The following is a 19,445-nucleotide window of genomic DNA, read 5'->3' on the forward strand; positions in this document are numbered from 1 at the left end:
ATCGCGGCATGCGCCGCGGTCCCGTCAATCGCCGGTCGTGGGTCGCACTTCGGTGACGTGCCCCATCTTGCGGCCGGGGCGCGGCGCGCCCTTGCCGTAGATGTGCACGGTCGCGCCCGGCACGCTCAGCCACTTGTCATAGTCGTTGATCTCGTCGCCGATCAGATTGGTCATGGTGACGACCTCGCCGTGGCGCACGGGCTTGCCGAGGGGCCAGCCGGCAATGGCGCGGATGTGCTGCTCGAACTGCGAGACGGATGCGCCGTCGAGCGTCCAGTGTCCGGAATTGTGCACGCGCGGAGCGATCTCGTTGACCAGCACCTTGGGTCCGGTGCCGTTGGCGAGCACGAACATCTCGACGGCAAGCACGCCAACATAATCGAGCGCGCCGGCGATCTTGCCGGCAATGCTGCGCGCTTCCTCGGCGAGCACATCCGGGATCCGGGCGGGCGCTCGGGAGATCTTCAGGATGTGGTCGCGGTGCTCGTTTTCGGTGACGTCGAAACACTCGACCTGGCCTGTCGCGGAGCGGGCGGCGATCACGGAAATCTCACGTTCGTACGGCACGAAGGCTTCCAGGATGGCCGATTTGGTGGCGAGACTGGTCCACACTTTCGCGACGTCGTCGCCCTCGCGGATGATGGCCTGGCCCTTGCCGTCATAGCCGAAGCGGCGGGTCTTCAGCACCGCCGGAAGGCCGATCCTGGCGATAGCCTCGCGCAATGACGGGACCGAGGTGACGTCGGCATAGGCTGCGGTGCCGATGCCCAGCCGCGTCACGAAATCCTTCTCGGCGAGCCGGTCCTGGGTGGTCTCGAGGATCTTGCGGTTGGGCAGCACGGGACGGCGCGCATCCAGCACCATCGCGGCCGCGGACGGCACGTTCTCGAATTCGTAGGTGATGACATCGACGTCGTTGGCGAACAGCTCGAGTGCTTCGACATCGGCATATTCGGCGCAGGTCGCATTCAGGACGACGTCGAAGGCCGGTGAATCCGGATCGGGCGAGAACACCTGGCAGCGCAGGCCGAGCCGTGCCGCCGCCATAGCCAGCATCCGCCCTAATTGTCCGCCGCCGAGGATACCAATGGTGTCGCCGGGCTTCAGCTTCACCTGCTTTGCGTCAGTCACGCCTTGTCCTCCGGGCATTCGGCCACGGCCTCGGTCTGCGCCTTGCGCCAGGCGGCGAGGCGGTCGGACAAGGCCGCGTCGGACAAGGCCAGCACGGCGGCCGCCAGCAGCGCCGCATTGATGGCGCCGGCCTTGCCGATGGCGAGGGTGCCGACCGGGATGCCCGCGGGCATCTGGACGATCGAATAGAGCGAATCGATACCCTTGAGCGTCCTGGATTCGATGGGAACGCCGAACACGGGCAGTTCCGTCAGCGCTGCCGCCATGCCGGGCAGGTGCGCAGCGCCGCCCGCGCCGGCGATGATGACCTTGTAACCGGCCCCCTTGGCGCCCTTGGCGAACGCAAACAGCCGGTCGGGGGTGCGGTGTGCCGAAACGATGCGGGTGTCGGCGACAACGCCGAGCGCTGCGAGCGTGTCGGCGGTATGCCGCATCGTGTCCCAGTCCGACTGGCTTCCCATGATGATGGCGATTGGCGCGGTCATGACGTCAATTGTGCTCGAAAAACAGGAAGATAGGCCAGATTAGCGGTTCCGGCCGGTTGCTCGCAAGGCGGTGGCAAGGAGAAGGGAATGCACTATCCTGTCTTGGTGAATCCCCGCAAGCCTTCATTGAGCAGGATGCCCATGAAGAAACCAAAAAGGGCGAGCGCTGCGAAGGCCAAAAAGGGCCCGAAAACCAGCGCCGGTCGCTCCAAAGTTGCTCCCAAGCGTCTGGCCAAGGGTCGGGCCAAGAGTCCGACCAAGAGTCGGGCCAAGCTTCCGGCGCGGCGCGGGGCGTCGGCCGCTGGCGGCGCCAAAGGGGCTATGAAGCCGGCCGTCAACGCGACCATCCGCGACCTCCGGAGCAAGCTCAAGGGGGCGCTGCGGCGGGTCGCGGAGCTCGAGGCAGCCGCCGACACTGACTTCCTGTTGGAAATTCCGAACCGGCGCGGCTTCGAACGCGAGCTCGCTCGCGCCGTCGCCTACATGAAGCGCTACCGCGCCAGCGGCGCGCTGATCGTGCTCGACGTCGATCGGCTGAAGCCGATCAACGATTCCTTCGGCCATGCGGCCGGCGACGAGGTGCTGAGGGCGATTGCCACCACGCTGACGCGGCAGATCCGCGCCTCGGACGTGGTGGGCCGGCTCGGCGGCGACGAGTTCGCGCTGCTGCTCTGGAATCTCAGCGAGACCGACGCGAAGGCGAAGGCCGCGGCTTTCGAGCAGGCCGTCGACGAATTGTCCTTTGTCTTTCGCGGCCAGCACGTGAGCGCTGGCGCTTCCGCCGGCGTCGCCCTGCTTGGAGTGCAGTCCGACGCCACGCGGGCCCTGGAGGAGGCCGATGCCGCCATGTATGTGCGCAAGGCGCACCGGCGGCACGAGCCGCGCATCAGGCTCGTCAGCAGCTAGTTAAAGTGTGCCGAGGTCTTTCGGTACGTTGCCGAAGCTGCGGAGCAGTTTGGCGTCGCCGAATTCGCCGGTCATGGGATCGCCGCTGCGGCTGAACGCGACGGCGCCGGTGTGGCCGGCACTGTGCGACATGATCTCGGCGCGCCGTAACGCGGCCGCCGCGCTCTGGCATTCCTCGGCCGCACCTGCGACCGGCGAGCCGTCCTCGTCGGTCAGGAAAGGTAATGCAACGTAATAGGTGACATCGGACATGGTCGGCTCCGATAGCTGACAGTCAGGCGGCGCTGCTCTTGCTGCGCGAGGTCTCCGGAATGCAACCTGCGGAAACCGCCGCCTGCAATTCCTCCAGCTCGGCCTCCAGATATTCATTGGCCATGATCAGCGCCTTGATGGTGCTGCGCAGATTGCCGTCGCACATCGCGATCGCCTGATCACAGGCTTGTTCATAATGGCCGTTGTCGAGAAGGGCGGTTGCCGACATCTGCGTTTTCCTTGGACGGTTTTCCCGGGGGCGTTGGTGCCCAAATGTTCTTATTTTGTTCCTTTCGAGTCAAGCGGATTCACATGCGGCGGGTCGCCGTGAGCTGTCCTCCTGTGGATCAGGCGATGATATCGGGCGTGATCTGGTCTTCGATGAACGCGATACGGTCACGCAACAACAGCTTGCGTTTCTTCAACCGCTGTAACCGCAACAGGTCGGGGGCGGGCGATTGATGCAGTGCATCGATCGCCGCATCAAGATCTCGGTGTTCCTGGTGCAACCGGGCGAGCTCGGATTCGAGTTCGCGCGCATCTTCATTGGTCATGTCTGCGGTGGCCGAAAAACCGATAGGCGTGAGATTAAGGCTGTGGATGCCCTGTGGAAACTATCGTCCTTGCGCGCCGTGATCGCAAGCGATCTCGGGCTGTCCCGCGTCGATCTCCCGCGGGATATTTCTGCGGTCGCTCCGACGTTGCGCAAGCGCATTGATATCACGGATTTTTCCCGCGTGGTTCCCTTACTCACGCTTCGTTACATATGAATTTTCAAAAATGACAGTGCGACGACGGATACCCATCGACAGAACGAATCGGTGATGTACACTTCGTCGTCCGGTCGAATCCAAGGTTCACCCCTACCGAGGAGGTTTCGAATGACAATTCAGGCACATCTGGTTGAATTGGAACGGAAGCATAAAACTCTCGAAAACGAATTGCACGAAGCTCTCGTGCACCTTTCAACAGACGACCTGCAAATTGTTGAGTTGAAGCGCCGGAAGTTGATGGTCAAGGACCAGATCGAGCGTCTAAGGCACGGCGACACGCTCCACTAGTAACCCCCCCGTAACAGCGTAGAGTTGATCGCACCCTTCAAGCAGGGATGAGAGCCTTTGCGCTCATCCCTGCTGTAAGGTGCGCACCGTGCAAGGATTGCGCGGCTCCAGCGTCTTGTCTGGACGTGGTTCTTTACGCGTGACCGAACTTCAGTTCGCTTTGAGCGCTAAATGTTTGCGAGCTCCGCGACGTGATCCGCGATCGCGAGCGATGACGTCAATCCGGGCGACTCGATGCCGAACAGATTGATCAGGCCTTCGACGCCGTGATCGCGCCGGCCCTGCATCAAGAAATCCTGCGTGGCCACCGCCGGCGGCACGATCTTCGGGCGGATGCCCGAATAGCTCGGCATGAGCGCACCGTCAGGCAGCGTCGGCCAGTATTTGCGAATGGCCGGGTAGAAGCGCTCGGCGCGTGACGGGTCGACCTCATAGTCGATCGTCTCGATCCACTCGACGTCGGGGCCGAAACGTGCCTGCCCGGCCATGTCCAGCGTCAGATGCACTCCTAGCCCGCCGGGCTCGGGTACCGGATAGATCAGGCGCGAGAACGGTGCCTTGGCATTGCAGCTGAAGTAGTTTCCCTTGGCGAGGTAGGCCGTCGGGATCCGTTCCAGCGGCATGCCCTCGATGTTGCGCGCCACCGTGGTCGCCGAGAGCCCGGCGGCATTGACGAGGAGGCTGCATTGCAGCGTCATCGGCGCTTCGCCGCCCGCCTCGATCTCGATGACGCCGGCGGTCGCCTTGGCACGGATCAGCGGGGTATGAAACGCGAAGGCCGCGCCCGCGTCCTCGGCTTCGCCGCGCAGCGAGAGCATGTAGGCGTGGCTGTCGATGATGCCGGTCGACGGCGACAGCAGCGCGGCGTCGCAGGCGAGCGCCGGCTCCAGCGCACGTGCCGCATCGCCCGTTAGCAACTGCATGTCGAGCACGCCATTGGCCTCGGCATGCGCCTTGATCGATTGCAGCTTCTCGGTCTCTTTCGGATTGGTCGCGACGATCAGCTTGCCGCAATTCCTGTGCGGGATGCCGCGCTCGGAACAGTAACGGTAGAGCGCGTGCTTGCCGTCGACGCACATGCGCGCCATCCAGCTTCCGGCGCGGTAGTATATGCCGGCATGGATCACCTCGCTGTTGCGCGAGGAGGTGATGGTGCCGATGGCCTCGGCCTGCTCGAGCACGATCACCTCGCGCCCGGCTTGCGCCAGCTTTCGAGCCACCGCGAGCCCGATCACGCCGGCTCCGATGACGACGCAGTCGACCCTATCCATGGTTGTGCAGGACATCCGCTCGAAGCGACGAAGGCCTCACGCCTGGGAACGGCGGCGCGGGGGCGTTTTCCGTTAAGGAAGCATTTATCATGTCAGGGCAATTGCCGTATTTGATGCCACATTGTTCCGTTGCGCGTACAGGCGTTTACCCGATCCAAACCCGCCAGGCCAGACAATCCGACGTTGAAATCGCGGGTGGCTGATGGCTGAGAAGAACTGGCACGCGGGCAGCGCGCTTCCGATTGCGGTGCAGGCCGTCGTGTGCCTGGCCGCAGCGGTCGCGCCTGCGCGCGCCTTTGCCCTCTCCGACAGCTTCAGCCCTCCGAGCTATCTCGGCGAGCTTGATCCCAACGTGATCTGGGAAGCCCTGATCGCGGGCATTGTGATCTGTTCGTTCTTCGCCGCGATCGCGCTGTGGATCCATTCCTCGCTGCGCCGGACCAGGCGTCTGCAGCTGCGGCGCAATGCCTTCGTCTCCTCCGCCATGAACAACCTCAACCAGGGCGTGGTGATGACGGATGCGCAGCGGCGCATCATCTTCTGCAACGACCGCTATCTCGATATCTACGGCTTGACGCGGTCGGACATCTGGGCCGGAATGACCGGCCACGACATCCTCGAGCTGCGGCGCCAGCGGGGGGTGCTCGGTGCTTCCGACGACGAGTTCTACGAGAAGGCGGCAAGCCCGAACGGCTTGATCACCGAACTGCCTGACGGGCGCGCCATCCTCGTGAAGTATTTCGTGCTGCCCAACGGCGGCTCGGTGGCGACGCATCTGGACGTCAGCGAGCAGCGCAGGCTGTCCCGGCAGCTCGCCTCCACCAAGCAGTTCCTGGAAACATTGCTGGACCACGTGCCGGCCTGTGTGGCCGCGAAGAACATCGAGGATGGTCGCTACATCTTCGCCAATAGCGCCTATGAGCGCTTCTGGGGATTTTCGCGGGACCAGGTTGTCGGCAAGAATGCGCGCGAGCTTTTCGGGCCGAATTCGGCGGCCAGCATCGAGGCGACAGACCGGGCGGCGCTCATCGCGCCCTCCGGCCAGTACCGCAACGAATTCGAGGTCGAGCGCGGCGCGACCCAGCGCATGGTGGCCTCGATCCGGATCGTGGTCCGAAACGAGAGCAACAAGCCTGAATTTCTGCTGGTGGTGTTCGAGGACATCACCGACCGTCGCTCGCTGTCACAGGAGCTGGAGAGCACCAAGAAGTTCTTGGAGCTCGTGGTCGACAACATCCCGGTGGCGCTGATCGTCGAGCAGGTCAAGGACGGCCGCTACCTGCTCGCCAACCGCAGCGCGGAGACGATTCTCAACCGCAGGCGCGAGGAAGCCACGGGCCTGACCGCGTCTGACATCTTCAATCCCAAGGAAGCCAAGCTGATCATCGCGCGCGACGAAGCCGCGATCAAGAAGCGTGGGATGATCACCGAAGAGCACCCGATCTCTACCAAGGACGGGCTGCGACTGTTCCTCACCCGCCGCGCCACCGTGCTGAGCGACACGGGGGAGCCGCAATATCTGATCAAGACCCACGAGGACGTCACCGATCGCCGGCAGACCGAGTCGCGCATGGCGCACATGGCCTATCACGACGGCCTCACCGATTTGCCGAACCGTGCGGCTTTCCTGCAGGCGTTGACCCAGATGATCGAGGCCTGCGAGGGCACCGGCGAGGAGTTCGCGGTTCTGTGCGTCGATCTCGACGGCCTCAAGGAGGTCAACGACGTCTTCGGTCATGCGCACGGCGACAAGCTCCTGGTCGAGGTGGCCCAGCGGCTCCAGGACTCCGCGCGCGGCGGCGTGGTGGCGCGCCTGTCCGGCGACGAGTTCGGCCTGATCATCGACGGCAAACAGCCGGACGCAGGTCTCGCCCTGGCGCAGCAGATCGGTGCTGCGATCGCCAAGGAATTCCAGATCGACGGCCGTCCCGTCCGCGCCGGCGTCACCACCGGCATGTCGATCTTCCCGCACAACGGCGCCGACGCCGCCTCGCTGCTCGCCAATGCCGGCGCGGCGCTGTTCCGCGCCAAGCAGAAATCGCGCGGCACGATCAGCCTGTTCCAGCCGGAGATGGACCAGCAGATCCGCGATCGCCGCGTGCTGCACCAGGACCTCTCGATGGCAATCAAGAATGGCGAGCTCTCGCTCGCCTTCCAGCCGCAGGGGACTGCGGGCCACAGCGTCGCCGAGAGCGAGATCATCGGCTTTGAGGCGCTGGCGCGCTGGCAGCACCCGGTGCGCGGCCAGGTCTCCCCGGCCGAATTCATCCCGATCGCGGAGGAAAGCGGCCTGATCGTCGAGATGGGCGAGTGGATCCTGCGCGAGGCCTGCCGCGAGGCCGCCTCCTGGCCGACGCCGCTTCAGGTCGCGGTCAACCTGTCACCGGCGCAGTTCATGCACGGCGACGTGGTCGGGCTCGTCCATTCCATCCTGCTCGAGACGGGTCTCGCACCCGGCCGGCTCGAGCTCGAGATCACCGAGGGCGTGCTGATCGAGGACTTCGATCGCGGTCTTGCGCTGCTGCGCCGGCTCAAGGCGCTCGGCGTGCGCATCTCCATGGACGATTTCGGCAGCGGTTATTCCTCGCTGAGCTATCTCCAGGCGTTTCCGTTCGACAAGATCAAGATCGACCGCGCCTTCATCGTCAATCTCGGCCGCAACCCGCAATCGGCGGCGATCGTGCGCGCGGTGATCGATCTCGGCCATGGCCTGGAAATGTCGATCGTCGCCGAGGGCGTCGAGACGCTGGAACAACTGGTCTTCCTCGCCGAAGAAGGCTGCGACGGCGTGCAGGGCTATCTGCTCGGCAAGCCCCTGCCGATCGGGAAATATGCCGGCCTCGTCGGTCGCGCCGAAGTCATAGAACTTGCGCTCAAGACCGGTTAGAGCGTTTTCGAGCGAAGTGGATGCCGGTTCGCGTCAAGAAAACGCGCTAAATTAGAACCTAGAGCCCCGTTCCGATTTCATCGGAACGGAAATGGCTCTAGAGATGGCGAGCGCTTCGCTCCCATTCGACGGCTTCATGGCGGATTACGACCTTGCGATCATCGGCGGCGGCCTGAACGGTGTCAGCCTCGCGCGCGATGCCGCCGGCCGCGGCCTGCGGGTCATCCTGTTGGAGCAGGGCGATCTGGGCGGCGCGGCGTCCTCGGCAACACCGCGGCTGATCCACGGCGATCTCTCGGTCCTGGAACGGCGCGGCTTCCGACGGGTGCGCCGGGCGCTCGCCGAGCGCCGGACCTGGCTTCGGATCGCGCCGCATCTGGTTCGGCCGATGCGCTTCGTGATCCCGGCGCATTCCGACGAGCGCCCGCCATGGCTGCTTCGCATCGGCCTGCTCCTCTACGACAGCCTCACCAGCCGGAGCGGCCTGCCTGCAACGGCGACCCTCGACATCACGCATCATCCGGTCGGCAACGCGCTGAAACGACCATTCGGCACGGCCTTCGAATATTCGGATTGCGTCGTCGACGATTCCCGACTGGTGGTGCTCACGGCACTGGATGCGGCCGAGCGCGGCGCCGTGATTCGGACTGGAGCGCGCTGTGTGCGTGCCGATCGAACCGACACATGGCGGCTCGCGGTGGTCGACCGCGGCCATCGCCACGCGATCACGGCCCGGGCACTGGCCAACGCCACCGGCGGATGGACGTCGATGGTCGCCGAGACCGTGCTGCGGCAGCCGCAACCTGCCATGGCGGCGATGCAGATGAGCCAGATCATCGTCCCGCGGCTGTTCGATTCCGATAACGTCTACGTCTTCCAGAACAGCGATGGCCGGCTGATCTTCGCGAGTCCCCTCGATCGCGACTTTACGCTGATCGGCACAATCACGCACGATTTCACCGGCGATCCCGCGATCGTCGCGATGCGCGGGGCCGACGTCGGCTATCTCTGTGAGGCAGCCAGCCGCTATTTCCGCGAGCGCGTCGCCCCGACCGACGTGGTGCGTGCGGTCTCCGGCGTCAACCTGACGCTTGCGTCCGCGCGCCGGCGTGACGGCACCACGCTGTTTCACGCGCGGCGGCGCAAGGCGCCGCTCATCACGATGTTCGGCGGCGACGTCACCACCTCGCGCCTCCGCGCGGAGCGCGCGGTGACGAAGTTGACGCCGTTCTATCCGATGTCGCCGCCCTGGACCTCAGGCGCGGCGCTGCCGGGCGGGGATTTCGCCTGGGATCGTTTCGATACCGAGGTCGATCTTGCGCGTGACCACTGGCGCTTTCTCTCTGAGACGCAGGCCCAACGCCTTGTCGCGGCCTATGGCTCGCGGCTATCGGCTGTGCTTGCCGAGGCGAAGACCCGGGACGATCTCGGCCCCGCCTTCGGTCCCGAGTTGACCGGGGCCGAGGTGCGTTATCTCATGACCCACGAATGGGCGCGTTTTCCCGAGGACATCCTGTGGCGCCGCTCCAAGCTCGGCCTAACGATGTCGGCGCAGGAATGCGATGCGCTGGCTGCGTTCATGGCGAATCCGACGTGAACGAGCCGCCTCTAACCGGTTGAGTGAGCGACGATCGGCCGCTAGCGTGCGGCGGGATTGAGGTTGGCAGGGACCATGACTGACGAGTTGCCCAGAACAGACGCGGCTGCGGTCGGGGAGACGCAGTTCGCGGCCGGCGAGCCGCTGCTGCGCATCGAGGGCGTCGCCAAGACCTTCGGGACGTTCCGGGCCGTCGACGGCGTGTCGCTCGACATCAAGACCGGCGAGTTCTTTGCGCTGCTCGGCCCCAGCGGCTGCGGCAAGACAACGCTTCTGCGCATGCTCGCCGGTTTCGAAGCGCCGGATCAAGGGCGCATCCTGCTCGGCGGCAAGGACATCGCGCAGGCGCTGCCGCATGAGCGGCCGATCAACATGATGTTCCAGAACTACGCGCTGTTTCCGCACCTGTCGGTGCGCGACAACATCGCCTTCGGCCTGAAGCGCGCCGGCATGGCGCGCGCCGACATTGCCACGCGTGTGGCGGAGATGGTCGCGCTGGTGAAGCTCGACGGGCTCGAGAAGCGCAAGCCCGACCAGCTCTCCGGCGGCCAGCGCCAACGTGTGGCGTTGGCGCGTGCGCTGGCGCGGCGGCCGCAATTGCTGCTGCTCGACGAGCCGCTTGCGGCCCTCGACAAGAAGTTGCGCGAAAACACCCAAGGCGAGCTGATGGAGCTTCAGCGCCGACTCGGCATGACCTTCATCATCGTCACCCACGATCAGGAAGAGGCGATGACGATGGCGAGCCGGATCGGCGTGATGAGGGACGGCAAGCTCGCGCAGGTCGCTAGCCCGCGCGAACTCTACGAGGCGCCACGCTCGCGCTGGATCGCGGAGTTTGTCGGCGACGTCAACCTGTTCGACGCCGAGTCCAAATTACGCGATGGTCATCGTCTGGTCATCGGCACGCGCGACGCGGGCACGCTGGTGGTGGCGGAGCCGCGCGAGCCGTTCGGCGAGGGCAGATTATCGATTGCGATCCGCCCCGAAAAGGTCAAGCTCTCGCGCCGTGGTCCGGTGAGGGAAGCCGGTCATGAAACGGCAATCAACCAGCTCGACGGCGTGATCGCCGACATCTGCTATCTCGGCGGCGCCACCACCTACAAGGTGAAGCTCGACGCCGGCGGGATGGTGCAGGCTTCGGTCGCCAACAGCGCGCGCCTTGACGTCGACGCTTACAGCCTGAACCAGCCTGTCGTCGCCTGGTTCACGCCCGACGACTGCGTGATGCTGCCGTCATGAGCGCGCGCCGCATCTTCGCGCGACCGGCTCGCTTTGCCGCGATCGCGCCCTATGTCTGGATGGTGCTGTTCTTCCTGGTGCCGTTCGGCTTCGTGCTGAAGATCAGCCTGTCGCAGACCGCGATCGCGCAGCCGCCTTACGAGCCGGTGTTCGACCTGATGGCGGGATGGGGGGCGCTGAAGACCGCCTTTGCCGCGCTGTCGATCGACAATTTCAGGCTGCTCGTCTCGGACGATATCTACCTGTTCGCCTATGTGCGTAGCCTCACCGTCGCTGTCACTGCGACCGCGCTGTTGCTCCTGATCGGCTATCCCATCGCCTACGGCATGGCGCGGCTGCCGGCGCGCTGGCAGGCTGTGGCGATGGTGCTGGTGATCGTGCCATTCTGGACCTCGTTCCTGATCCGGATCTATGCCTGGATCAACATCCTCCAGCACGACGGCCTGCTCAACCAGATCCTGCTGGCGCTGCATCTGGTCAGTCAGCCGGTGGTGTGGCTCTCCACCGACAGCGCGATGTATATCGGCATCGTCTATTCCTACCTGCCGTTCATGATCCTGCCGCTCTATGCCACGCTGGCCAAAATGGAGCCGGTGCTGGAGGAGGCCGCCTCCGATCTCGGCGCGCCGCGCTGGCAGGTGTTCTGGCTGGTCACCTTCCCGCTGTCGCTGCCCGGCGTCGGCGCCGGCGTGCTGCTGTGCTTCATCCCCATCGTCGGCGAGTTCGTCATTCCGGATCTGTTGGCCGGCTCCAATTCGCTGATGATCGGCCAGACGCTGTGGCTCGAATTCTTCACCAACAAGGACTGGCCGGTCGCCTCGGCCGCGGCCATCGTGCTGCTGGTGGTGCTGCTGGTCCCGCTGCTGCTGTACGAACGACTGCAGAAGCGGCAGCTGGAACAGGTGCGGTGAGGCGATGCGCAAAGTCTCCCGCCTGTCACGCTTCAACGTCGCCTCGCTCGCGCTGGGTCTTGCCTTCCTCTATCTGCCGATCCTGATCCTCGTCATCTATTCCTTCAACGCCTCGCGGCTGGTGACGGTGTGGGGCGGCTGGTCGCTGCGCTGGTATCACGAGTTCTTCAATGACCGTGCCATGATCGAGGCGGCCTGGATGAGCCTGCGCGTCGCGGTTTCGTCCGCGACCATTGCGACCCTGATCGGCACGCTCGCCGCATTGGCGCTGTCGCGCGGCGAGCGGTTCCGCGGCCGCACCCTGTTCTCCGGCATGCTCTACGCGCCGCTGGTGATGCCGGAGGTGATTACCGGATTGTCGCTGCTGCTGCTGTTCGTGGCGCTGAATGCCGAGCGGGGCTTCTGGACGGTGACGATCGCCCATACCACGCTGACGATGTGCTTCGTCGCCGTTGTCGTGCAGTCCCGCCTCGGCTCGCTCGACCGCTCCTTGGAAGAGGCCGCGATGGATCTCGGCTGCGATCCCGTACGCGCGTTCGTGGCCGTCACGCTGCCGCTGATCGCGCCCGCGATCGTCGCGGGCTGGATGCTCGCCTTCACGTTGTCGCTGGACGATCTCGTCATCGCGAGCTTCACCACCGGCCCCGGGTCGGCGACGCTGCCGATCCGGATCTATTCGGAGGTGCGGCTGGGAGTGAAGCCCGAGATCAACGCGATCTGCACGCTGGTGATCGCCTTGATCGCTGTCGTCATCGTGATCGCCTCGCTCGCCTCGAAACTGTCGAGTTCGCAGGGCGAGAGCGCGGCGCCGCTTTGAGGGGGAGGGATGATCTTCGCCTATCAGGTCCTGGTGCATACGCCGGTCTGGGTCTTCGCACTGCTTGCCTATCTCGTCTGGCAAGGTGTGCAGGCGATGCAGCCGCGCACGACGCCGATCTGGCGAGCGCTGATCGTACCAGTCGTGTTCATCGTCTGGGGCGTCTCACGGATCGGCTTTGGACATCAGGACGGCACGTGGCCGCTGATCGCCTGGATCGCGGCGGCACTGGCGCTACTACCGCTCGGCGTGCTGACGCCGCGTCCGTTCGATGTCGATCACACGACCGGGGAGATCATTCGTCCCGGCGGCGCGTTTGCGCTGGTCCGCAACCTCATCGTCTTCGCCTCGCAGTATACGGTTGGCGTGATCTCGGCGATCGATGCCGGCGATCGTGCGCTGGCCGTCATCGTCGGCCGCGCCATCTCGGGCGCGACCGCCGGCTATTTCATCGGTTCGACGATCGCGCTGCTGATCGCGTATCGTCGCAAGAGCGCGGTGGGATGATCAATGTGACCGGGATGCGCGTTTCACAGTCTTGGTGCCTGTAGAACGCGATCGTGTCGCGGAGGCCGCGGCGGGCTCCGCGTACCGCGCGCGCACCGCGCCGTGGACGGCGGATCCAAGCTGCCGCAGCGCAAGGCTGTCGAGCGGAAATTCGAGCAGGATATGCATCAGGCTCAGCGCCAGCAGGAAGGTGAAGCCGAAGGCGTAATCGTAGAAATACAGCGCGGTCGAGACGGCGCTGGCGCCGGCCATCGCCGCCAGCCGCGCCTTTGGCACAGCGGTCCAGCGGATCACGTCGGCTTTGATGAACCAGTTGAGATAATGATAGGTGTAGACGAAGGCGAGCAGGCTGGTCAGCCTGACGTCGAGGACGAGTCCTGGCACCCCGAACAGCCGGCCGAGGGCCGGGCCGACATTGCCGAAGTAATCCTGTCCGACGCGCGCAAAGCTCGCGATCCGGATTTCGGCGGTCGGCGGCAGCAGCAAAATCGTGGCGAGCGCGACGAGATAGACGGCCACCAGCGCGGCCTGCGCGCGGCTACCGGACCGGTAGGCACCGAGCACCATGAAGATCAGCGTGAACAGGCAGACATGGATCAGGGTCGGAATCAGGATGCCGATCACCGCGAGTGACGACCCGCTCGAATACATGATCGCGGACAGCGCGATGGCCGCCATGAACAGCAGCATGCTTTCGATTGCCGAGGTGGTGGCCGCCAGCATGGCGCAGACGACCAGCGCGCCCCACATTGCGGAGCCGAACCAGGACGCGTTGTCGATCAGGGCCGCGACCACCGCGACAATCGCCAGGACAGCGGCAATCCCGCGGTGAGGCAGATAGTAGCTGCGATCGTGCAGCCATGAGATCTCGGTGAAATAGTGCGCCGGGCCGAGCACGACATAGGCCAGCAGCAACAGCTCGAACGGCACCAGATAGGACGCCGCGAGCGCGCCGAGCATCAGGCCGAGATGGAGTGCGTCGTTGCTGCGCATGAGCGCCCCGCTGGCTTTGCGGGCCGCAAGTTAGAGCAGGCGCTGACAACTTGCAATTGTCAGCTCACTTGCTCAAGCGCCGTGCTTGTGGCGTCCCGATCCGTCCTGCTGGGTCAGGACTTCACCGCACCGGCCGTGAGCCCGCCCACCATGTAGCGCTTGAAGGCGTAATAGACCGCGGCCGGCGGCAGCGCGTAGATGAAGCCGGTGGTCATCAACAGCTCCCACGGCGAGTCGTCGGCGGCGAGGAAGTTGCCGAGCGCGACCGGCAGCGTGATGTCGGTGTCCTTGGACAAGAGCAGGAACGCGTAGAGATATTCGTTCCAGGCCAGCAGCACGGCATAGGTGCCGATCGCGACCAGCGAGGGCATCATCAGCGGCACATAGACCAGGCGGAACAGCTGCAGCGTGGTCGCGCCGTCCATCACGGCGGCCTCATCGAGCTCGACCGGCAGCTTGTCGGACGCCTGCTTCAGCACCCAGATCGCGTAAGGCGAGGCGATCGTCACCATGGCCAGGATCAGCGACCAGTGATTGTTGAGCAGGCCGTAATTGCCCATGGTTCGATACATCGGCACGGCGAGGAACGCCGCCGGGATGAAGTAGGTGAACAGCGCGAGATTCATCACCCAGCGGCCGCCCGGCACCTTAAGGCGCGAGATCGAGAATGCCGCGGCGGTCGCGATGAATAAGGTCAGCGCGCCGGCGGCCAGTGCGATCACAGTCGAGTTCCAGAACTGGATCCAGAAGTCGCGCAGGAAATAGTGCTCCTGGTAGAACACAATGTGGAAGTTGTGCAGCGTTGGATGATCCGGCCACAGCTTGCCCGAGAACGCGTCCTCCTTCGGCGAGATCGCGAACAGGAACATGTGGTAGATCGGAATCATGGTCCAGATGAAGACCGGGATGCCGATCAGCAGGAGCTTGGCTTCGGTACCAACTTCGCGGAGGGTGGGAAGCTTCATCGCGACAACCGTTTCATCATGAAGTACATCAGCGGCAGCACGAACGGTATCGCGCAGACGATGGAGGCCATCGCGAGCGAGAGCTGGTCGAGCCGGAGATAGCGGATGCCGAGCGTCGACAGCACATGCGTGAGGTCGGCCGGCCCGCCGCCGGTAAGCAGATAGACGCTGTTGAAGTCGCCGAGCGTCCAGATCATCGAGAGCAGCGTGCAGGTGACGTAGAGCATCTGCATCGACGGCCAGGTGATGAAGCGGAATTTCTGCCACGGACTGGCGCCGTCGACCTCGGACGCCTCGTACAGGTCCTGCGCGATCGCGAGCCGCCCGGTCAGCAGGATCAGCGTCCAGAACGGCAGCGACTTCCAGATATGCACGGCGATCGCCATGGTCAGCGCGACCGTCGGATCGTTCAGCCAGTTCGGGCCGTCATCGCCGGTGAGGGAGAAGATGAAATGGTTGACCATGCCCCATTCGGGATTGAGCATGAAGCGGACCGACAGGATGGTCGGGATCGACGGCACCGCCCACGGCAGGATGAAGATCACCGACAGCCATTTGATCCAGGGGCGCTGCTGGGCGAAGAAGCCGGACAGGAACAGCGCGATCAGCATCTTCACGTTGATGCCGATGACCAGGAAGATCAGCGTGTTGACCGCGGCGCGCGCGAAGATCGGGTCGTTGTACAGCGCGACATAGTTCGCCGGATCGCGCGCCAGCCACAGGCCGTAGCCGACGGGATAGAGGACGAAGGCCAGGAAGACGAGTAGATAGGGCACAAGCAGCAAGATGCCCCAGACCTGCTGCGTGGTCAGGCGCGCCGACAGGGGAGGGGCCGGAATTGTGTCTGAGCCGGAAAGTGTGATCGCCATATCGCATACCCACCGAAAGCAACCGGTCGCGGAGAGCCGCGACCGGTATTAGCATATACCTTATTTCAGTCTGGGATCAGCCCGCGACCGCCTTGATGCGGGCGATCAGCTCGTCGACCGCCTTGTCCACCGGCACCTTCTCGCTGACCACGCGGTTCATCGCCTTGGCCCAGACGTTCTCGTTGTTCAGGATGGTGAACTTCCAGTTCTTGGTGAAGTCGAACGGGGCGGTGCCGCCCTTGAACTGCGCGTAGACCGCCTTGCGATGCCGGTCGGCCTGCCAGAACGGGCTCTCTTGGCTTTCCTTCGTCACCGGGAACCAGCGGCCGAGCGCACCCTCGATATAGGGGCGGACGTTCTCTTCCTGGAGCAGGAAGGCGATGAACTGCTTGGCCTCGGCCTTGTTCTTGGCCACGGAGAAGACCAGCCCGGTCTTGACGTCCGAGCGGTAGCGGATCGTCGAACCATCCGGAGCCTTCGGGAAGGACGCGGTGATGATGTCCTCGCCATAGGCTTTCTTGCCGGCGTCGCGCTGCTCCTGCGTGAGCGCCTGGTTCTGGGAGTCCTCGAACCATTTCGCCGCGATCGAGATCGTGAAGTTGTGGGTCATCACGATGGTCTTGTTGTGGAAGGCGACGTTGTTGTCGGGATCCTTCCAGGTCGTGGAGGACGGCGGCGTGCAGCCCTTGATATAGGTGTCGGTGTAGTCCTTCAGCGCGCTGATCAGGTTCTCGCGCACCTTGGGATCGTCGACCGTGAGCTTGCCGTCGTCGTCGACCAGTTTGACGTGGTAGGCGTCCATGAAGGTGTAGAACGACTGGAAGGCGTCGGTGGATTCGACGCCCATCGGCTGGCCGACGCCATAGATGCGCTGGCCCGTGGCCTTGCGGATTCCCGGCTGCACCTTGTCGCACCAGAACGTCCAGTAGCCCGCCCAGTCCGTCGGGATGTCGGCGAGCTTGAAGCCGGCCTTCTCCAACATGTCGTTCCAGATCTCGACATGCATGCTCTGCTGCTTCAGCGGGAAGCCGTAATAGGCCTTCTTCTTGGTGACGTCGTTGTAGAGGATTGACGCATCCAGCGTGTTCTGCACGAACCGATCCTTGATCGGCTCCATGATCTCGGAGAGGTCCTCGAGCTTGCCTTCGTAGGCCCACTTGCCCTGCACCTGCACGTCGTAGGTGTCGGAATAGGCAACATCGGGCACGGTGCCTGAATCGAGTGCGGCCACCGTCTTCGGAATCATGTCCTGGATCGCGTACTGCGACAATTCGACCTTGATGCCGGTCTTGGCTTCGAACTTCTTGATCGTGTCGAGCAGCGCGTCGTCTTCGGAGCGGTAGAAGCCCTTGCCCCACCAGACCGTAATCGTCTTCTGCTGCGCAAATGCGGGTGCAGCGGCTGCAAACAGCCCGGCCGCAGCGACCGCCAGTGATACTGCGCCAATAACCTTGGATTTCACGTTTTTCTCCCTCAAACGGCCGGTGTTTTTAACCGGTCGTATAAAACATTAGCGCATGGCCGCTATCCGATCTAGCGGCTTCTTGTCAGACATAGGTCGTGGGGGTGTCGGGCGAGAGGAGATGCTTAATGTGCGCATCGATCCAATCGCCGCATCAATTCGCCCTGATCAATTCGCGTGAGGTCTCAGGGCCCGAGCTGACATCCAAATACGCCAAACTGTCTCTTTAGCGGGTCCGACGGCTGGCATTGAATGCCTTCGATCGGCAGTCCCCTGCGATCGATCGGACACCAAGAGGCGTCGGTACTGGCCCAGTTGATGCCACGATCGAAAAACGTCGGTGCATCGAATCTCGCTTCGATCACCATTTTTCCTTCCACATCCATGAAGCCCCAATGCCCGCCCGATTGGGCCGGGACCAGGCCATCCTCGAGGCGAATGCCCATCCGTCCCTCTCGCGGTTTGATTAGCCAGGAGCCATGGGCATCAAGGATGCCGCGTTTACCCCCCTCGAATGCCATGGCCATATCAGGCCTGATGTGGCAGATGCGTTCGAAAGGCTGCTTGGTGATCCATGCACCGGTCGAGGCATCGATGATGCCGTTCCTGTCGTCCAGCCGCGCTAGAACCGAACCATTCGGTAAGCCTGGAGAGATCGCATCGAGCGTGGGTTCTATGGCCCAGGTAATGTCAGTTCTCAACAATCCGAACTTGTCCCCCCAACCGGCGACAGCAAGAGAGCCGACGAAAGGGCCGGCACGGTCAAACCGCTGTGCCGTCATCGGCGTGAGATCGGCTGCTGCATAGGCAAATTTACCGCCAATCTTGAGGATATAAGGTCCGTCGCAGGTCACCGGCCTCGATAGCTCACCCTCCTGCGGCTCGATCGACTTGCCTTTCTCATCAAGAATTCGCAGCTGCCTGTCGATCTCCCCGACGATGCGTCCATTGGCGCATCGCCCGACGGAAAAATCGAATAGGGGCGGGACAATGACCTTGGCGTTTTCATCGAGATAGCCATGCTTCTTCTCGTTCTGAATGTCCCACGACCATGGCGCAGTCCCCTTCAGAGATATGTTTTCGTATTGGGGCTGGACGACCCATTCGCCGGTGCGATCTACCAGGCCCCATCGGCCGTTCAGGCGGGCTGGGGTAAATTTCGCGCCGTGTACAAATTGATGGACGCTCTCGAATTTCGGCTCGATCTTGAGGCGTCCCGCGCGATCAATGAAACCCCAATGGTCATCGACCTTTGCGGGGGCCATCCCATCAACGAACGAACCAAGCTGCTGGAATTTTGGTTCGATCTCCCAGCTTCCGTCGGGACGTATCACACCCCATCCGGAATCGACCCTCGCCAGCATGAGCGCCGTACCTTCGGTGTCAAAAGGCAGGATCGCGTTGAGAGACGGCGGAACAAGCCAAGCGCTGGAGCGGTCCACGAGGCCCCATTTGCCTGTCGCTGTGACCGCTCTGCTGTCAGCGATCGCGCCGACGAACTCGAAAATCCCATGGCTGAACTGCTCCGTGCCCGCGATGCCTTCTGATGTGGTCCGGCCCTCGGTGGCAAAGAAGACCTTGTCGGTGAAGGGGATGACGTAGCCAAACTTCGGCTCGATCACGGTATTGCCGTCGAGGTCGATCAGACCGGATCGGCCGCCGACGTCGATCTGCGCAAATCCGCGCGAGAAGCGAGCTGCAATCGGATATTGCGGCTTTGCGATCACCTGACCGCTTGTGTCGACATAGCCATAGCGACCGTTCGATCGCACCAGCGCGCGCCCTTCACGGAAGGTATCGACCCAATCGTATTCAGGCGGCACCGCAAGCGTGCCGTCGCGGTTCACCGCGCCGCAAAGCCCATCAGGAAATCCGCACGACGGCAGTGGGAACGAAGGGGACAGGCCGAAGCCGTTTGTGCCCCTGTTCGCACGAGCCACCGCGGCGTCGAAAATGACCTTCCCGGCAGGAAGGAGAAGAGCGGAGGGGCGATCAACAGACTCCGGTCGTGAAACGTCTTGCGCATGCGAGGCGCTCGCGACGGTGACCAGCGCGAGTGCCGCAATAACGGCGGCCACCCGGCATCTTCCAA

At 63.7% G+C, this 19,445-nt stretch carries 19 protein-coding genes; 8 read left to right on the forward strand and 11 right to left on the reverse strand.

Annotated features, from left to right (window positions below; genetic code table 11):
- Positions 1-24: 24 nt before the first annotated feature.
- Positions 25-1,131 (reverse strand): 5-(carboxyamino)imidazole ribonucleotide synthase, encoded by a 1,107-nt coding sequence (locus tag AC0L3J_RS15400; RefSeq protein ID WP_473347549.1) that lies wholly within the window; start codon positions 1,129-1,131, stop codon positions 25-27.
- On the reverse strand, positions 1,128-1,616 hold the full coding sequence (purE, locus tag AC0L3J_RS15405; protein ID WP_473347550.1) for a 5-(carboxyamino)imidazole ribonucleotide mutase: 489 nt from the start codon (positions 1,614-1,616) through the stop codon (positions 1,128-1,130). The genes AC0L3J_RS15400 and purE overlap by 4 nt, the downstream gene beginning before the upstream one ends.
- A 141-nt stretch (positions 1,617-1,757) precedes the next feature.
- Between purE and AC0L3J_RS15410 the strand changes: the two genes are divergently transcribed.
- Positions 1,758-2,522, forward strand: a complete 765-nt coding sequence (locus AC0L3J_RS15410) for a GGDEF domain-containing protein (RefSeq protein WP_473347551.1) — start codon at positions 1,758-1,760, stop codon at positions 2,520-2,522.
- Here the strand turns inward: AC0L3J_RS15410 and AC0L3J_RS15415 are convergent, their stop codons facing one another.
- The 3 genes from AC0L3J_RS15415 to AC0L3J_RS15425 all read right to left on the reverse strand — a co-directional run bounded on the left by AC0L3J_RS15415 (position 2,523) and on the right by AC0L3J_RS15425 (position 3,328).
- Positions 2,523-2,774, reverse strand: a complete 252-nt coding sequence (locus tag AC0L3J_RS15415; protein WP_473347552.1) for a hypothetical protein — start codon at positions 2,772-2,774, stop codon at positions 2,523-2,525.
- A gap of 22 nt (positions 2,775-2,796) precedes the next feature.
- A complete protein-coding gene (locus AC0L3J_RS15420) occupies positions 2,797-3,003 on the reverse strand; it encodes a hypothetical protein (RefSeq protein ID WP_473347553.1) in 207 nt (68 codons plus the stop codon).
- A gap of 118 nt (positions 3,004-3,121) precedes the next feature.
- On the reverse strand, positions 3,122-3,328 hold the full coding sequence (locus tag AC0L3J_RS15425; RefSeq protein WP_027519980.1) for a YdcH family protein: 207 nt from the start codon (positions 3,326-3,328) through the stop codon (positions 3,122-3,124).
- Positions 3,329-3,655: 327 nt separating this feature from the next.
- On the opposite strand from AC0L3J_RS15425, the gene AC0L3J_RS15430 reads away from it, so the two are divergent.
- The gene (locus AC0L3J_RS15430) at positions 3,656-3,835 is read left to right on the forward strand and encodes a YdcH family protein (protein WP_007596254.1); all 180 of its coding nucleotides are present in this window, start codon (positions 3,656-3,658) and stop codon (positions 3,833-3,835) included.
- 167 nt (positions 3,836-4,002) lie between these two features.
- Here AC0L3J_RS15430 and AC0L3J_RS15435 read toward each other — a convergent pair whose 3' ends face one another.
- Positions 4,003-5,106, reverse strand: coding sequence for an NAD(P)/FAD-dependent oxidoreductase (locus AC0L3J_RS15435; protein WP_473347554.1), 1,104 nt, complete (start codon positions 5,104-5,106; stop codon positions 4,003-4,005).
- Positions 5,107-5,308: 202 nt separating this feature from the next.
- On the opposite strand from AC0L3J_RS15435, the gene AC0L3J_RS15440 reads away from it, so the two are divergent.
- The 6 genes from AC0L3J_RS15440 (at position 5,309) to AC0L3J_RS15465 (ending at position 13,064) form a co-directional block, all read left to right on the forward strand.
- The gene (locus AC0L3J_RS15440) at positions 5,309-7,993 is read left to right on the forward strand and encodes a sensor domain-containing protein (RefSeq protein WP_473347555.1); all 2,685 of its coding nucleotides are present in this window, start codon (positions 5,309-5,311) and stop codon (positions 7,991-7,993) included.
- 136 nt (positions 7,994-8,129) lie between these two features.
- The gene (locus AC0L3J_RS15445) at positions 8,130-9,590 is read left to right on the forward strand and encodes a glycerol-3-phosphate dehydrogenase (protein ID WP_473347651.1); all 1,461 of its coding nucleotides are present in this window, start codon (positions 8,130-8,132) and stop codon (positions 9,588-9,590) included.
- Positions 9,591-9,665: 75 nt separating this feature from the next.
- Entirely contained in the window at positions 9,666-10,829 is a 1,164-nt protein-coding gene (locus AC0L3J_RS15450) for an ABC transporter ATP-binding protein (RefSeq protein WP_473347556.1), read from the forward strand.
- Positions 10,826-11,740 carry an ABC transporter permease gene (locus tag AC0L3J_RS15455; protein ID WP_473347557.1) on the forward strand — a complete coding sequence of 305 codons (915 nt, stop codon included), beginning with the start codon at positions 10,826-10,828 and terminating at the stop codon, positions 11,738-11,740. Before AC0L3J_RS15450 ends, AC0L3J_RS15455 begins: the two co-directional genes overlap by 4 nt.
- Positions 11,741-11,744: 4 nt before the next feature.
- On the forward strand, positions 11,745-12,557 hold the full coding sequence (locus tag AC0L3J_RS15460; RefSeq protein ID WP_473347558.1) for an ABC transporter permease: 813 nt from the start codon (positions 11,745-11,747) through the stop codon (positions 12,555-12,557).
- Positions 12,558-12,566: 9 nt separating this feature from the next.
- Positions 12,567-13,064 (forward strand): DUF6622 family protein, encoded by a 498-nt coding sequence (locus AC0L3J_RS15465; protein ID WP_473347559.1) that lies wholly within the window; start codon positions 12,567-12,569, stop codon positions 13,062-13,064.
- Here AC0L3J_RS15465 and AC0L3J_RS15470 read toward each other — a convergent pair whose 3' ends face one another.
- The 5 genes from AC0L3J_RS15470 to AC0L3J_RS15490 all read right to left on the reverse strand — a co-directional run bounded on the left by AC0L3J_RS15470 (position 13,065) and on the right by AC0L3J_RS15490 (position 19,431).
- Positions 13,065-14,057, reverse strand: coding sequence for a hypothetical protein (locus AC0L3J_RS15470; protein ID WP_473347560.1), 993 nt, complete (start codon positions 14,055-14,057; stop codon positions 13,065-13,067).
- A 113-nt stretch (positions 14,058-14,170) separates the two neighbouring features.
- Positions 14,171-15,022, reverse strand: a complete 852-nt coding sequence (locus AC0L3J_RS15475; protein ID WP_106942006.1) for a carbohydrate ABC transporter permease — start codon at positions 15,020-15,022, stop codon at positions 14,171-14,173.
- Positions 15,019-15,891 carry a carbohydrate ABC transporter permease gene (locus AC0L3J_RS15480; protein WP_473264861.1) on the reverse strand — a complete coding sequence of 291 codons (873 nt, stop codon included), beginning with the start codon at positions 15,889-15,891 and terminating at the stop codon, positions 15,019-15,021. The genes AC0L3J_RS15475 and AC0L3J_RS15480 overlap by 4 nt, the downstream gene beginning before the upstream one ends.
- 76 nt (positions 15,892-15,967) lie before the next feature.
- Positions 15,968-17,353: an ABC transporter substrate-binding protein gene (locus AC0L3J_RS15485; protein WP_456768055.1), complete on the reverse strand. Its 1,386-nt coding sequence runs from the start codon at positions 17,351-17,353 to the stop codon at positions 15,968-15,970.
- Between the two features lie 185 nt (positions 17,354-17,538).
- Complete coding sequence (locus AC0L3J_RS15490) at positions 17,539-19,431, reverse strand: WG repeat-containing protein (protein WP_473347561.1); 1,893 nt, start codon at positions 19,429-19,431, stop codon at positions 17,539-17,541.
- Positions 19,432-19,445 lie beyond the last annotated feature (14 nt).

This window comes from Bradyrhizobium sp. Kon37, from assembly GCF_055807535.1.